The sequence below is a fragment of the Nonomuraea sp. NPDC049129 genome (genome assembly GCF_040648495.1).
In the GTDB taxonomy this organism is placed as follows: Bacteria; Actinomycetota; Actinomycetes; order Streptosporangiales; family Streptosporangiaceae; genus Nonomuraea.
On record NZ_JBEZDU010000001.1, the window covers coordinates 429,533 to 444,131 of the forward strand.

The following is a 14,599-nucleotide window of genomic DNA, read 5'->3' on the forward strand; positions in this document are numbered from 1 at the left end:
CTGACTTGACGAGACGGTAAATCTTTTTGATTTATTAAGTCAACGACAGAAGCCCAAAAACACGGGGAGCAGCCATATGCAGAAGGGGACAAATCTTCCGAAAGTAGGCCATTTCAATCGGGCCGTCGTCCTGGAGGCGATCCAGGTCTCGGACGGCATCAGCCGCGTCCAGATCGCCGGGCGCGCCGGGCTCACCGCCCAGACCGTCTCCGTCATCGTGCGCCGGCTCCTGGAGGAAGGGCTCGTCATCGAGGACGGCTCGCTCCCGTCCCGGGGCGGCAAACCGCGCACGATCCTGCGGGTGGACCCGACCGCGGGCTACGCCGTCGGCATCCACTTCGATCCCGGCGAGATCTCGTACGTGCTGGCCGATCTGGCGGGGCAGCCGGTCGCCAAGCTGCACACCGCCGTACGCCCCGGCCTCGCGCCCGACGCGGTCATCCGCCAGATGGCCCGCACCGCCCGCCGGGTGCTGCGCGAAGCGGACGTACCCGACCGCAAGGTGCTGGGCATCGGCCTGGCCTGTCCGGGACCGCTCGACGCCGAGGGCATCATGAACGTCCCGCCGCGCCTGACCGGATGGGACCACGTGCCCATCAAACGCCTGCTGGAGGAGCACGCCGGCTTCCCGGTGACCTCGGACAACGACGCCACGGCGGCGGCGATCGGCGAGCGCTGGGCCGGGGTGGCCCGGGCCGCGCCGAGCTTCGCCTACCTGTATCTGGGGACCGGGATCGGCGGCGGGCTGTTCCTCGACAACCAGATCTACCGCGGCCGTTCCCTCAACGCCGGGGAGTTCGGCCACATCACGGTGGCGCCGGACGGCCCCGACTGCTACTGCGGCAACCGCGGCTGCGTCGAGGCGGTCTGCTGCCCGAGCGCGATCGAGGCGACCGTACGGGCGCGGCTGGCCGAGGGCGCCGAGAGCACGCTGAGCGCTGAAGGGCTCGACCACGCGGCGATCTGCGCGGCGGCCGCGGCCGGCGATCCCCTCGCCGGTACGGTCATCGGCCAGGTCGCGGCCCGGCTCGCCGACGCCGCCGTGAGCATCGTCAACATGCTCGACATCGATCTGCTGGTGCTAGGTGGCCCGGCGATGCACGAGGTCGCGGACGTCTACCGCCAGGTGATCGCGGCGGCCGTGGCCACCCGGCCCCTGGCCCGCCGCCTCCACACGGTCCAGGTCGAGACCTCCCCCATCGCCGCCGACGCCGCCGCGATCGGCGCCGCATCCCTGGTCTTCCACGCCACGTACGCTCCCCGGCTCAGTACGCTCCTGAACCGCTGATCTCCAGGCGTCCGTACGGTAGCGTACGGGCGCGGACCACGTGACCGGCGCGGATCTCCACGTCCAGCAGCGCCGCGTCGTCGTCGAGAGGGCAGCTCAGGGCGAAGGCCGTGTCGTCGAACCGGCCCGCCTGCCGCGCCCATTCGAGCCTGACGACCGCATCGGCGGCGAGCGCCGCGGATCCGGGTGGCGGCATGGACGGGCCGTCCAACGGCCGGCCCCACGACGCGCTCACTCCCTCGACGCGCTCCAGGTAGAGCCGTCGCAGCCACACCGGCGTCGCGAGTTCGGCCAGTACGGCGAGCGCCGCCGCCTCGTCCGGCACCACCACCTCGGCTCCCGCGCCAAGAGCGGGACTTGGCGGCGCGAGGGGGTCTACGCGCAAGACGATCCCCGTCCGGCCGTCCGCTGCGGGAACCGGCAGCCGCCCCGAAGGTCGCGCCGGGTCCAGCGGGCTGATCGCGCCGGACGACGCGATGCGCACCGCGGCGACGAGTTCGCCGAGCGTGGCGCAGACCACGGAGCCACCGGTGGGACGGACGACGAGCCAGCCAGCGGCGGCGGGCGAGATCCGCGCCCCTGGAGACGGCCGTACCCGGCTGACCGCGCGAGCCACCGCCGCACGGGCGACCGGCCCGGCCACCCAGGGCCGCGCCCAGTCCGCGTCCCCGCGCTCACCGCAAGCACCGCACATCAGCCATCACCACCCCGCCCGCACATCAGTGGGCTCTCCCGGCCCGCAGCGCCGCACATCAGCCATTCGCTCTTCCCAGAAGGCCCGCCACACGGATCACGGCATGACGTCGCCGGAGTTGGGGCCGAGGGTCTGGCCGACGTAGAGGTTGCCGCCGGGGTCGCTGGCGAGCAGGACCGCCGTCGGCGCGATCTCCTCCGGGCGGCCGAAACGGCCCAGGGGCAGCTCCGCCCGCTTGGCCGCCTTCCACTCCTCGGTGATCCCGGCCACCAGCGGGGTCTCGATGGGGCCGGGTGCGATCGCGTTCACCAGCACGTTGTGCTCGGCGACCTCGAGCGCGAGCGACTTGGTGAGGCCGATGACCCCGGCCTTGGCCGCCGCGTAGTGGCTGAGCGAGCGGCCGCCCTTGATGCCGAGCTGGGAGGCGATGTTGATCACCCGTCCCCAGCGCCGCTCGACCATCTGTGGCACGACGTAACGGCAGCACAGGAAGACCCCGGTGAGGTCGACCGCGATCGTCTCCGCCCACGTCTTCGGGTCCATCTCGACCAGCGGCGCCTCGGTGAGGATGCCGGCGGAATTGACCAGGACGTCGATCCGGCCGAACCGCTCCAGCACGCTGGTGACGGCCCCGGCGACGGAGCCGGGATCGCTCACGTCGACGGCGACGTGCCCGGCCGCCCCGATGTCGGTGGCCGCGCGCTCGGCGTCGAGATCCGCCAGGACGACCTGGGCGCCCTCACGGAGGTACGCCTCGGCGATCGCGCGGCCGATGCCGCTCGCGCCACCGGTGATCAGCGCGGTCCGGTGTTCCAGGGCGGGCCGATATACCGGGGCGGGCCGGTGTTCCGGGGCGGGCATGCGGTTCCTCCTCAGGCGGGCATGCGGACGGTGAGACCGCCGTCGACGACGATGTTCTGGCCGGTGATGTAGCCGGCGTCGGCCGAGGTGAGGAACCGGATGACGGAGGCGACCTCCGCCGGCCGGCCTACCCGGCCCCAGGGGATGTCCTGCCCGGCTCGGGCCAGGCCGTCGGGGCCGAGCGAGTTCACCGGGTCGGACGACTGCGGGGTTTCGATGAGGCCGGGGATGACCGAGTTGACGCGGATCTGCCGGGGAGCGAGTTCCACCGCGAGGCTCCGGCACAGGCCGAGCACTCCGGCCTTCGCGGCGGCGTAGTGGGCGTGCTCGCCCCAGCCGTACACGCCGCCCGCGATGGAGGAGACGGCGACCATCGCGCCGGGACCGGAGATCCGGGCGGCCGCCGAGCGCAGGGTGCGCAGGACGCCGGTCAGGTCGACCTGCAGCATGTCGTCCCAGGCCGTGTCGGTGAGCTCCGCGAGCGGGGCCCGGCGCAGCACTCCGGCGTTGGCCACCGCGATGTCGAGGCGGCCCCACTCGTCAAGCGCGCGCTGGGCGAACGCCTCCACCTGCGCGGCGTCCCGTACGTCCACCTCGTGCACCACGCCGGCACCACCGGCCTGCTCCACCTGCCGAAGGGTCTCGGCGGGGTCGTGCGGGTCGCCGGGGAAGGTGCCGATGACCGTACGGACGCCGTGGGCGGCGTACGAGACGGCCAGCGCGCGGCCGATCCCGCTGGCGGCACCGGTAATAACGGCGACCCGTCCGTCAATGTCGGGAGCGGTCACAGCGCGGGCACCTTCCGCGCGCCGAACATCACGAATCCCGACAGGAACGTGCCCAGCGCGCCGACCAGCAGCGCGCCCTGGTTCCAGTCCGAGCCGGCGACCAGCATCGCGGTGATGATCGCACCGGCCGCGATGGCGCCCGGCTGGCTGATCGCGTTGATGAACGAGGTCCCCGTGGCCCGGCAGCGGGTGTCATAGCACTCGCCCATGAAGAACAGCATCGCCGAGTACGGCCCCACCAGGAAGAACATGCCCAGCGAGTACAGCGCGACCACGGCGAAGGTGCCACTGGCGACGAGCAACATGAGCGCGAAGATGACGCCGGACGCCATCCAGCCGAACGCGATCACGTTGCGCCGGCCGAACCGGTCCCCAGCCCAGCCGTGGAAGACGTAGCCGACGTAGGCGACCGCGTTGATCACGATGAACATGAGCAGGGAGTTGGTGAAGCTGACGTTCTTGCCCTGGGTGAGCACCGTCGTGCCGAGCACGCTGAACACCTGGATGCCGAACCAGTTGACGAACCAGGCGAACCCGAGGACGAGCGTGTTGCGCAGCGCCGACCCCCGGAAGATCTCCAGGAACGGCGCCGACTTGGCCTCGGACACGCCGTACTCGCGGGCGAGGACGGCCGCCTCTTCCGTACGGCCCTCCTTGCGCATCCGGTCCATCTTCTGCTGCAGCTCGAACTGCGGTGTCTCGCGCAGGCCACGCCGCAGGAGCGCGATCACGATGGCCGGGAACGTGGCCAGCAGGAAGCAGCCCCGCCAGCCGACCAGCGGCAGGAACAGCGCGATGAACGCGGCGGCCAGCAGGGTGCCGAGCGGCCAGCCGCCCTGGACCAGGCTGTAGATCAGGCCGCGGCGCTTCTTGATCTTCTCGTCCTCGGTGACGGCGTAGATCTCGTTGAGGTACGTCGCGTTGACCGACTGCTCGGCGAGCCCGAGCCCGCCGATGGACCGCACGCCGACCAGGTAGGCGGCGTTCATCGTGGCGGCCGACACCGCCGAGGCCAGCGCCGTGCCCGACACGGTGATGATCATGCCCTTACGGCGGCCCAGCCGGTCGACCAGCGGTCCCACTCCGAGGACCACGATCGCCGTCCCCACCGAGATCAGCGTGGAGATCAGTGACGCCTGCGCCGGGGACCACTGGAACTGGCCGGAGATCTCCGGCAGCAGCGTCCCGAACATGATGTAGTCGTAGACCGCGAAGATCCAGGCGAACAGCGCGATCACCGTGGCCTTGCGCGTCTGCCGCACCCCAACACGTGGGAAGGGCCGGGTGCCCGATTCCGGGATGCCCGATGAGGTGGTTGTCATGGAGATGCCCTTTCGGAGAAAGAGAGTGGGGGGTTTCGCGCATGCGTCATCACCGGACCGGCATGGACAGGCGCGGGGCCGCTACCGGGGTGAGCGGGCCTTGAAGTCGTCGGCGATCTCGTCGAAGGTCACCCAGCGCACGCCTTCGTGGCCGCTGATGTACTCGATGAGGCGCTCGTGCATGAGCAGGCTCTGCGGCCGGCCCGAGACGTCGGGGTGGATGGTCATGGTGAAGACCGCGTAGTCCGATTCGCGGTAGACCCAGTCGAACTGGTCCCGCCACATCTCTTCGAGGTGGCGCGGGCTGACGAAGCCGTGGCTGTTCGGGCTGGCCTTGACGAACATCATCGGCGGGAGGTCATCGAGGTACCAGTTGGCCGGGATCTCCACCAGGTCGGTCTCCTGGCCGCGCTCCAGCGGCTTCATCCACTCGGCCGCCGGGCGGGAGTAGTCGATCTTCGTCCAGGAGTCGCCGACGCGGACGTAGTACGGGCTGAAGTCGTTGTGCATGAGCGAGTGGTCGTACTTGATGCCCCGCTCCAGCAGGAGCTCGTTGGTGACGGGCGAGAACTCCCACCACGGGGCGACATAGCCGGTCGGCCTGCTGCCGGAGTACCTCTCGACCAGGTCGATGCAGTGGTCGAGGATCGCGCTCTCCTGCTCCCTGCTCATCGCAATCGGGTTCTCGTGCGAGTAGCCGTGCACGCCGATCTCGTGACCGCCGGCCACGACCTGGCGGGTCTGGTCGGGGAAGGTCTCGATGGAGTGGCCGGGGATGAACCAGGTGGTCCGCAGGTCGTACTTCTCGAACAGGCGCAGCAGCCGCGGGACGCCGACCTCGCCGGCGAACAGGCCGCGCGAGATGTCGCACGGCGAGTCCTCCCCGCCGTACGAGCCCAGCCAGCCGGCGACGGCATCGACGTCCACGCCGTACGCGACGAGAATCTCCTTGGGCATGGTCACTTCGTCCTTTCGATCGGAGAGGTATTCCAGGTCCGCGCGCGCAACTCCTCGCGTACCCGGCCCGGGTCGCGATGGCCGCCGAGCAGCGCGCTCAGCAGGACGCGCGCCTGAGGCGAGCGCAGGGTTCCGGTGGGGATGGCGCCGGCCTCGACGAGATCCGCGCCACCGCCGTTGCCGTACAGGGCGGCGACGGGTCCGGCGTCTACCCGGGTGGACAGGGCGACGACGACGCCGGCCTCGGTGATCCGGGCCACCTCGTCCCTGATCCGGGGGTTGCCGTTGCCGGCGCCCAGCGCCTGGAGGACGACCCCGGTGGCGCCCGCGTCGACCACCGCGCGCAGCGCGGCGGTGTCGCAGCCCGGGTAGAGGGCCACGATGTCGGTACGGACTCCGTCGAGGTCGAAGGTGTCGAGGTCCAGTGGTTTGGCCCGCGCGGGCGTCATCACGATGTTGACCTGGCCGTCGCGTACGCGCCCCAGCGGCCCGCTGTCCGGCGCGGAGAACGCCGACGAGGCGAGCGTGTGCGTCTTGCGGGTGCCGGAGGCGGCGAAGATCTGGCCGTCGAAGCCGATCAGCACCCCCAGCCCGCAGGCCCGGCCGCCCGCCGCCACCGCGATCGCGTCGGCGAGGTTGCGCGGGCCGTCGCCGTCCGCCGCGTCGGCCGGCAGCTGCGCCCCCGTGAACACGACCGGCCGCGGGTCGTCATGGAACAGATCGACCAGGTAGGCGGTCTCCTCCATGCCGTCGGTCCCGTGGGTGACGACGACGCCGAGCACGTCGGGGTCGGTGAACGCCTCGCGGGTCCGCAGCGCGACCTCGCGCATGTCCTCGAGCGTGAACAGGTAGCTGCCCGCGCAGAGCACGTCCCGCCCGACGAGTTCCACCCCGGGGTCGACCGGGAGACGGCCGAGCAGCTCGCCCGCCCGATCCTGGGCGAGACCCACCCCCTGCCCGTCCCGGCGGGTCGCGATGGTCCCTCCTGTGGACAGGACGATGACCTTGGACACTCGACGGCCTCCTCAGTTACCCAAACGTTTGCGCCAAACGTTTGGTAGCATCTGACCTGCGCCTACGAGATGTCAAGAACTTCACGTTAAAATCAAGAAAACCCCAGCCGGAAGCCGAGGGACATTGGGTGCGAAGAGGGCGCGGCCGGTTACGCTGCAGATGATCGCCGACCAGCTCGGACTGCACGTCTCCACGGTGTCGCGAGTGCTGCACGCCAAGCCCGGCGAAGGTCTGCGGGCGGCGTCGAGTCCGACCGTGGAGCGCGTCCGCAAGCTCGCCGACGAGCTCGGCTACCAGCGCAATCCGCACGCGATGAGCCTGCGCACCCAGCGCAGCAACCTGATCGGCGTGCTGGTCCCCCGGCTGTCCGACGTGGTGCTCGCGACCATATACGAGGGCATCGAGGAGGCCGCGGCCGAGCAGGGGTTGTCGACGTTCGTCACCAACACGCGCGACCTGTCCGACGTCCAGCGCGCCCGTACGGAGATGGTCCTCGGCCGCCGCGTCGACGGCATGATCTTCGGCGACGCGCACGCGGACACGGGCTTCCTCGACGAGGTGGCCGCGCGTGGCGTCCCGTTCACGCTGGTCAACCGGCGGGCCGGGCGGCACCCGGCGGTGGTCTGCGACGACCGGCTCGGCGGCCGGATGGCCGCGGAGCACCTGCTGGGGCTCGGGCACGAGGAGGTGGCGATCGTCGCCGGCGAGCCGTACGCGAGCACCGGCATCGACCGCACCAGCGGCTTCGTCGAGAGATTCCGCGAGGCCGGGCTCCCGATCCCCGAGCACCGGATCGTGCACTCGCGCTTCGACGCGCGCGGCGGCCACGAGGGGGCCGAACGCCTGCTCGCGACGGGCCCGCTCCCGTCAGCGATCTTCGTGGTCAACGACTTCGGCGCCATCGGCACGATCGGCGCGCTGCGCGATCACGGGCTGCGGGTCGGGGCGGACATCGCGGTCGTGGGCTTCAACGACACCCCGCTCGCCGCCGAGCTGCCGGTCCCGCTCACCTCGGTCCGCTCCCCCATGCACGAGATGGGCCGCCGTGGGCTGCACCAGCTCGTCCGGGTCCTCGAGGGCGAGCAGGGGGAGACCGAGCTGCTCCGTCCGGAGCTCATCGTCCGCGCGTCGAGCGACCCGGAGCTCTACGCCGCCCTCACCCGGAAGACGGCCGGCGCCTGACCTCACGCCGCTGGGTCGTCGAACGCACCCTGGGCCGGCTCATGCTCCGCCGCCGGCTGGCCCGCGACTACGAGGGCCGAGGGTGTCGGTCAGGCTGGTCGGCGGGTCTGCGACGGTGATGCCGGCCCGTGCGCGAGCCTGCATGCGTGCGGCTCGCCGGGCGCTCAGGGTCGGCTCGATCTCTGCCAGGCCCTAGGCCTGCCCCTGGCAGCGTAAGAACATCGAGAACACCCGCGCCAAGCTCAAAGGTCTGGCCGGCCTCGGCATCCTCGTGGAGACGGAGCCGGGATTGTTCACTCAGCTCGTCCGTAACCCGGCAACGAGCCCGTGATCAGCCCTCCTCATGCAGTGCAAGCGATCAAAGGGACATCAACTCGCGTACCGCCTCTGACATGTGGAGAACGGGACTAGCCCCCCGTCCGGCCGGGTATAACCGCCCTTGCGCGAGAACGGCGCACGACCGATCCGGCCGAGGGGGACGGCGATGGGACGGCAGTCTGGCCGCGGCTGCGCGTGGCCGACTGGCACGAGACCCGCGACACCTTGCAACGAGGCCGCCGCCGAGCTCGCGCACTGGACCGGGTCGCCCTGGAGGCCGACCCCGCCCGCTGGGCCCACAAAGCGCGCCACAACCTGTGAGGAGATGAGCATGGTCGACCGCGAACAGCTGCCCGCGCCCGTCGAGGGGCTCGTGGTCACGCACTTCCTGACCGTCCGGGACGTGGCCCGCTCGCGCGCGTTCTACGCGGACGTCCTGGGCGGCGAGGTCGTCCTTGAAGAAAACCCGGCGATCGTGAAGGTCGCCAACACGTGGATCATCATGAACCCCGGCGGCGGCCCCACCCCGGACAAACCGGACGTCACACTGCGGGCACCCGAGCCCGGCGACCCGGTGACCGCGTTCATGAACGTCCGAGTCGCCGACATCGCCGCCTTCCACACGCACGCGACGTCGCTCGGCGCCCGGTTCCTCACCGAGCCGATCGACCGTAAGGCCGAGATCCGCTGCTACATGCGCGACCCGGACGGGCACCTCATCGAGGTCGGCCAGGCCACCGGCATGCTGCACGACGTCTACGCCGACTAGCCCGCCTGACCCCGTCCGGCCGGGGAGGTCGGCGAAGGCGCGCCAGCGCTCACTGGGGAAGGCGATGTTGATGAAGCGCATCCCGTCGGCCGCCGTACCAGCGAACTCGTGCCCGGCACCGGTTTCGACACCCACCCGCACCGGGACATGGAAATCGTCACCTGGGTGCTGGAGGGCTCGCTGGTCCACCAGGACTCCACCGGCCACAACGGCGTCATCTATCCCGGTCTGGCGCAGCGGATGAGCGCCGGCCGCGGCATCCTGCACTCGGAGAAGAACGACTCCTGGCGTCTCGGCGCGGAAGTCCACCGCGACCCGGTGCACTTCATCCAGATGTGGGTCGTACCGGATGAGAACAACATCACGCCCGGCTACGAACAACTGGAGATCGAGCGAGAACTGCTCTCCGGCGGCCTGGTCCCGGTCGCCTCGGGCATGAGCAACCACGACGGCGAAGCGGCGAAGAAACAAGTACGCCGCCCGGCTCCAGCCCGGTCAGGCCGTCCAACTCCCCGAGGCCCCTTACCTGCACCTGTTCGTGGCGCGCGGGACCGTCAGCCTGGAGGGAGCAGGGGAGTTGGCGACCGGTGACGCCGTCCGGTTCACCGCCACCGGCGGCCAGCAGGTGATCGCCACGGAGCCGGCCGAGCTCCTGGTGTGGGAGATGCACGCCACCATCGCGGCCTGAGCCGCCCCACACCGACGGTTGAAGCGCCCTCTACGAGCCGGGCGCGTTCGTCGATCGCATCTCTCCCATCCCGCTGCTGATGATCGTCAGGAAGCAGGACACCGTCACACTTGCCGCGACCACCACCGCGATGACCAGGCCCAGCACATCCACGGCCAGGCCATTCTCGCGACCCGGTACTTTCTTGATGGCATCCCGTCCGGTCGTGGTGGCGGAGACCCCGGCCGCTGAACGCACGCTCAGCGCCACGTTCATCAGTAACACGACGACCTCCGATCAGGCCGGTGCCTGACCTCAGAGGACCTTGCTGAGGAAGGCGCGGGTGCGCGGGTTCTGCGGGTTGTCCAGCACCTCTGCGGGCGGCCCGGCCTCCACGATGACCCCGCCGTCCATGAACACCACCCGATCGGCCACCTCGCGGGCGAAGCCCACTTCGTGCGTGACGACGATCATGGTGAGGCCGTCGGTGGCCAGGCCCTTCATGGTGGCCAGCACCTCGCCCACCAGCTCGGGGTCCAGCGCGCTGGTCGGCTCGTCGAAGAGCATCAGCTTGGGCTGCATGGCCAGCGCGCGGGCGATGGCGACCCGCTGTTGCTGGCCGCCGGACAGCTGGCGGGGATAGCTGTTCACCTTGTCCGCCAGGCCGACCCGCTCCAGCAGGGCAAGAGCCCGCGTACGGGCCTTCGCGCGGGATTCGCCGCGCACCCCGACGGGCGCCTCCATGATGTTCTGCACCACGGTGAAGTGCGGGAACAGGTTGAACTGCTGGAAGACCATGCCGATCTCCCGGCGCTGGCGGGTGATGTCCCGATCGCCCAGGTGGTGCACCCGCCCGCCGTTGGCGCGGAAGCCGATCAGCTCGCCGTCGACGTGGATGGCGCCGCCGTCGATGGTCTCCAGGTGGTTGACGCACCGCAGGAACGTCGACTTGCCCGACCCGGAGGGACCCAGGATGACGACGACCTCACCCCGCTCGACGGTCAGGTCGATGCCTTTGAGCACCTCCAGGTGGCCGAAGCTCTTGCGTACGGCCCGGGCGTGCACCATGGGCGTGCTCATGATGGCGTCTCCTCGCGGGTCGGGGCCGGCGCCGGCTGCCGTCGCCGGAACATCAGGAAGCTCCAGAAGCTCTGGGGAGCGTTCCGCGTGGCGCCGCGCGCGTAGTGGCGCTCGATGAAGGACTGGCCGACGTACAGGATCGACGTGATCACCAGGTACCAGACACAGGCCACGATGAGCAGCGGGATGGTCTGGAAGGTGCGGTTGTAGATCGCCTGCACGGTGTACAACAGGTCGGCGAGGGCGATGACGCTGACCAGCGAGGTGGCCTTCAGCATGCTGATGACCTGGCTGCCGGTCGGCGGCACGATGAACCGCATCGCCTGCGGCAGGATGATCCGGCGGAAGGTCCGCCCCCGGCTCATGCCGAGCGCCGACGCGGCCTCGGTCTGGCCGGGGTCGACCGACATCAGACCGCCTCGGATGATCTCCGCCATGTACGCCGCCTCGTTGAGCCCGAGCCCGAGGATGGCGGCCAGCAGCGGCGTGATCAGCTTGTTGGTGTCGGCCGTGAAGAACTCCGGGCCGAACGGGATGCCGAACGAGATCTGCGGCATCAGGGCGGACAGGTTGTACCAGAGCACGAGCTGCACCAGCACCGGCGTACCACGGAAGAACCAGACGTAGAGCCCGGAGACGATCCGCGCGATCGGGTTCTGGGAGAGCCGCCCCATCGCGACGATCACCCCCAGGATCACGCCGACGGCCATGGCGATCACCGTGAGGTAGAGCGTCGTGATGATGCCCGCCCCGATGACCTGCGCGTTGAAGTAGCGCGCGACCACGTCCCACTTGAAGTTGTGGTTGGTGATCAGCAGGTTCACCAGCTGGGCGGCGAGGATCAGCAGGATGATCGAGGCCACCCAGCGCAGCGGGTGCCGCGTCCGCGCCGCCCCCGCGACGTCCACTTCAGGGGGCGAGTGCCGCTCGGTGGCGGTGGTCACTGCTTCGCCGCCAGGTTCACGCCGGCCTGCTTGAGCATGTTGCCGCTGGTCCCCCATTTGGCCATGACCTTCTCGTACGTCCCGTCGTCGATCAGCTTCTGGATGCCGTCCTTGATCACATCCCGCAGCGGCGAGTCCTTGGCCACGACGGCGCCCTGGTAGAGGGTGTCGAATCCGTTGGGCTTGCCGGTGGCCGCGAGCTCCAGCTCACCGCCCGACTGCTTTACGAAGTAAGTCAGCGGCGCCTGCGAGGAGAAGAAGGCGTCGGCCCGGTTGGAGCGGACCGCGAGGATCGAGGTGGGCTGGTCCTTGTAGGACTGAACCTCGACCTTCTTCTTGCCGTCCTTGACGCAGGTGTCGGACTGCGCCTTGATCACCTTCTCGGCCGAGCCGCCGGCCATCACGGAGATCCGCAGCCCGCAGGTGTCGTCGATCGACTGGATCTTGTTCGGGTTGCCCTTCGGCACGGCGAAGACGACGAACTCCTGCACCCAGTCGACGAAGTCGTTGGAGGCCTGGCGGTCGGGGAAGTCGCCCACCGGCCCGAGGGCCAGGTCGTAGCGGCCGGCCGCGATGCCGGTGAGCTGGCTGGGCAGCCCGTCCACGGTCACGTGCTCGATCTTGACGCCGAGCAGGCCGCCCAGTTCCTCGGACAGATCGGCCGCGACACCGGTCAGCGACTTGCCGTCGGTGCCGGCGATCTCGTACGGCGGGAACGAGCCGTTGTTCACCGAGACCAGCTTGCCCGCGCTCTTCACCTTGTCGGGCAGGCGGTCGAACAGGGCCTGGTCCTTGGCGTGGCTGGCGGCGGCGGGCGCGGAGGGGGTGTCCCCGACGGCGCCCTGGCTCTCGGTCGGGTTGGCGCCGCATCCGGCCAGCAGCAGGGCACCGGCCATGACGGCACCGGCGGCTTGGGTCTTACGCATTACGCTCCTTGGGCGATCGAGGTCGAGGGACCTGTCGAGGGGGTGGTGGGGAGGGGATTGACGGTGAAACGCCGGTTGGCGAGGACCGGCAGGCTCTCGCGGGCCCGGTCGAGCTCCTCGGCCGAGGCTTCGGACCAGAGCAGACCGGGTGTGTCGCCGTTGAGCTGGGCTCGGGTGATGCCGAGCGGGTCGACGAACATGCTGTTGCCGATGTTGCGCCGGCCGCACTCGCCGGACGCGGCCACGTAGTAGGTGTTCTCCAGGGCGCGGGCGGTGACCATGACCTCCCAGTGCCACTCCTTGGCGGGGCCGCGCACCCAGGCGGCGGGCAGCGCGACCACCTGCGCGCCCTGGTCGGCCAGGAGCCGGGCCAGCTCGGGGAACCGGACGTCGTAGCAGGTCATCAGCCCGACCTTCCAGCCCGCGCAGTCGAAGACGACGGGGCTGTCCGAGCTGGCCACCACGTTGTTCGACTCGCGCCGGCCGAAGGCGTCGTACAGGTGCAGCTTGCGGTAGATGGTGATGATCTCGCCATCGCGCAGCGCGACCAGCGTGTTGATCACCCGGCCGTCCTCGGCGGGCTGGTGCATGCCGACGATCACCGTGGTGGACGTCCCGCGGGTGCGCTCGGCCAGGCCGGTGACGAACGGCCCGTCGAGCGGCTGGGCCGCCTGCCGGATCCGTACCGGATCGTCGACGAACAGGGCCATCGCCCCTTCCGGGAGCACCAGCAGGTCCGCGTTCCCGGCGGCGGCCTCGTCGAAGAGGTCGCCGCAGGTCTTGAGGTTGGCCGCCCAGTCCTCTGATGAGGCGAACTGGCCGACCGCCACACGCAGGTTCTTCATGAGGGAAAGACCTCCTGGGGGTCGATGGGAGCGGGGGCGATCCCCTGGGCGTGCAGTTCCGCGCAGAAGGCCGCGGTCATCGCGGCGTTGGCGGCGGTGCCGTACGGCATCCAGTCCGCGCCGAAGACCTCCTGGGTCCGGCTCAGGTCGGCGAGCAGCCACGGGGTGGTGTCCGTCAGGAGCCGCCGCCGCGCCAGCCAGTGTCGCTTGGAGCGTTCGAAGAGCTCCTGTACGGCCTGCGGCAGGAAGGGGTGGCGCTCGACGACCTCGCGCTTGAGCGTCACCAGGTGGATGCCGGGGACGAAGCCGTTCTGGCGGTAGTAGTCGAGCTCGGCCGCCGGGTGGTCGGGCAAAAGGTGACGGAAGCGGCTCTCGGGGGTGAAGAAGCCCTCGGGCATGAACGGGGTCATGATCGCGTCGAGCCGTCCGGCGTCGAGCTGCTCGGCGAGCGAGCCGTCGGTCACGCTGACGTTGTCCGGCAGCTTCGCCGAGCCGACGCGGTCCTTGCCCGGCTCGGGCGCGTCCACGGCGCCGACCGTCCACTGGATCTCGGTGAGGTCGACTCCGGCCGCCCGGAGCAGCGCCCGCGTCCAGGTGTTGCCCGAGTCCGGCCAGCCGGTCAGGCCGATCCGGGCCCCCTTCAGCTCGGCGAACTCGCGCAGCTCGCTGTCACGCCGCACCAGCACACACCGCTGGCGGAAGCCGCGCATCACGAAGACGGGCAGTCCCACCAGCCGGTCGTCACCCTTGGCCCGGCCGAGAACGTACCTGCTGAAGGAGGTCTCCCCGCCGTCCAGCTCGGGCTCGCTCAGCACGTCCGGCGTGATCGACCGGGAATCGAGATCCAGGTCGAACGCCTCGGACGTCAGCGTCCCGGTCGCCACGGGCACGAGGTGATCCCAGTCCCGCAGACCAAGCCGAATGCCAGGTTTCGTCACAAAAAC

Annotated in this window: 17 protein-coding genes; 5 read left to right on the top strand and 12 right to left on the bottom strand. The window is 70.2% G+C overall.

All coding sequences use genetic code 11. The features are described from left to right. Positions 1-76: 76 nt before the first annotated feature. Positions 77-1,288, top strand: a complete 1,212-nt coding sequence (locus AB0B64_RS01820) for an ROK family transcriptional regulator (RefSeq protein ID WP_358173822.1) — start codon at positions 77-79, stop codon at positions 1,286-1,288. On the opposite strand, the gene AB0B64_RS01825 is transcribed toward AB0B64_RS01820, so the two are convergent. The 6 genes from AB0B64_RS01825 to AB0B64_RS01850 all read right to left on the bottom strand — a co-directional run bounded on the left by AB0B64_RS01825 (position 1,266) and on the right by AB0B64_RS01850 (position 6,923). Next, a complete protein-coding gene (locus tag AB0B64_RS01825; protein ID WP_358173825.1) occupies positions 1,266-1,982 on the bottom strand; it encodes a hypothetical protein in 717 nt (238 codons plus the stop codon). The two genes, AB0B64_RS01820 and AB0B64_RS01825, sit on opposite strands and share 23 nt — an antisense overlap. Positions 1,983-2,078: 96 nt before the next feature. Then, positions 2,079-2,843, bottom strand: coding sequence for a 3-oxoacyl-ACP reductase family protein (locus AB0B64_RS01830; protein WP_358173828.1), 765 nt, complete (start codon positions 2,841-2,843; stop codon positions 2,079-2,081). Between the two features lie 11 nt (positions 2,844-2,854). Further along, the gene (locus AB0B64_RS01835; protein WP_358173831.1) at positions 2,855-3,631 is read right to left on the bottom strand and encodes an SDR family NAD(P)-dependent oxidoreductase; all 777 of its coding nucleotides are present in this window, start codon (positions 3,629-3,631) and stop codon (positions 2,855-2,857) included. After that, entirely contained in the window at positions 3,628-4,953 is a 1,326-nt protein-coding gene (locus tag AB0B64_RS01840; RefSeq protein WP_358173834.1) for an MFS transporter, read from the bottom strand. Before AB0B64_RS01840 ends, AB0B64_RS01835 begins: the two co-directional genes overlap by 4 nt. Positions 4,954-5,034: 81 nt before the next feature. Next, entirely contained in the window at positions 5,035-5,910 is an 876-nt protein-coding gene (locus AB0B64_RS01845) for a polysaccharide deacetylase (RefSeq protein ID WP_358173837.1), read from the bottom strand. Positions 5,911-5,912: 2 nt separating this feature from the next. Then, positions 5,913-6,923, bottom strand: a complete 1,011-nt coding sequence (locus AB0B64_RS01850) for an asparaginase (RefSeq protein ID WP_358173839.1) — start codon at positions 6,921-6,923, stop codon at positions 5,913-5,915. A gap of 160 nt (positions 6,924-7,083) precedes the next feature. Between AB0B64_RS01850 and AB0B64_RS01855 the strand changes: the two genes are divergently transcribed. The 4 genes from AB0B64_RS01855 (at position 7,084) to AB0B64_RS01870 (ending at position 9,881) form a co-directional block, all read left to right on the top strand. Continuing rightward, positions 7,084-8,106, top strand: coding sequence for a substrate-binding domain-containing protein (locus AB0B64_RS01855; protein ID WP_357948043.1), 1,023 nt, complete (start codon positions 7,084-7,086; stop codon positions 8,104-8,106). Positions 8,107-8,755: 649 nt separating this feature from the next. Beyond that, positions 8,756-9,193, top strand: a complete 438-nt coding sequence (locus AB0B64_RS01860) for a VOC family protein (RefSeq protein ID WP_358173842.1) — start codon at positions 8,756-8,758, stop codon at positions 9,191-9,193. Between the two features lie 108 nt (positions 9,194-9,301). After that, complete coding sequence (locus tag AB0B64_RS01865; protein ID WP_358173845.1) at positions 9,302-9,784, top strand: pirin family protein; 483 nt, start codon at positions 9,302-9,304, stop codon at positions 9,782-9,784. After that, the gene (locus AB0B64_RS01870) at positions 9,726-9,881 is read left to right on the top strand and encodes a hypothetical protein (protein WP_358174777.1); all 156 of its coding nucleotides are present in this window, start codon (positions 9,726-9,728) and stop codon (positions 9,879-9,881) included. The genes AB0B64_RS01865 and AB0B64_RS01870 overlap by 59 nt, the downstream gene beginning before the upstream one ends. Before the next feature lie 30 nt (positions 9,882-9,911). Here AB0B64_RS01870 and AB0B64_RS01875 read toward each other — a convergent pair whose 3' ends face one another. The 6 genes from AB0B64_RS01875 to AB0B64_RS01900 are packed head-to-tail and all read right to left on the bottom strand — an operon-like array spanning position 9,912 to position 14,593. Then, positions 9,912-10,136, bottom strand: a complete 225-nt coding sequence (locus AB0B64_RS01875; protein WP_358173848.1) for a hypothetical protein — start codon at positions 10,134-10,136, stop codon at positions 9,912-9,914. Between the two features lie 39 nt (positions 10,137-10,175). Then, complete coding sequence (locus AB0B64_RS01880; protein ID WP_358173851.1) at positions 10,176-10,940, bottom strand: amino acid ABC transporter ATP-binding protein; 765 nt, start codon at positions 10,938-10,940, stop codon at positions 10,176-10,178. Then, on the bottom strand, positions 10,937-11,884 hold the full coding sequence (locus AB0B64_RS01885) for an amino acid ABC transporter permease (protein ID WP_358173854.1): 948 nt from the start codon (positions 11,882-11,884) through the stop codon (positions 10,937-10,939). Before AB0B64_RS01885 ends, AB0B64_RS01880 begins: the two co-directional genes overlap by 4 nt. Next, on the bottom strand, positions 11,881-12,810 hold the full coding sequence (locus AB0B64_RS01890) for an ABC transporter substrate-binding protein (protein ID WP_358173857.1): 930 nt from the start codon (positions 12,808-12,810) through the stop codon (positions 11,881-11,883). Before AB0B64_RS01890 ends, AB0B64_RS01885 begins: the two co-directional genes overlap by 4 nt. Then, entirely contained in the window at positions 12,810-13,655 is an 846-nt protein-coding gene (locus tag AB0B64_RS01895; protein WP_357948031.1) for a nitrilase-related carbon-nitrogen hydrolase, read from the bottom strand. The genes AB0B64_RS01890 and AB0B64_RS01895 overlap by 1 nt, the downstream gene beginning before the upstream one ends. Further along, entirely contained in the window at positions 13,652-14,593 is a 942-nt protein-coding gene (locus tag AB0B64_RS01900) for a hypothetical protein (protein WP_357948029.1), read from the bottom strand. Before AB0B64_RS01900 ends, AB0B64_RS01895 begins: the two co-directional genes overlap by 4 nt. Positions 14,594-14,599: the final 6 nt, after the last annotated feature.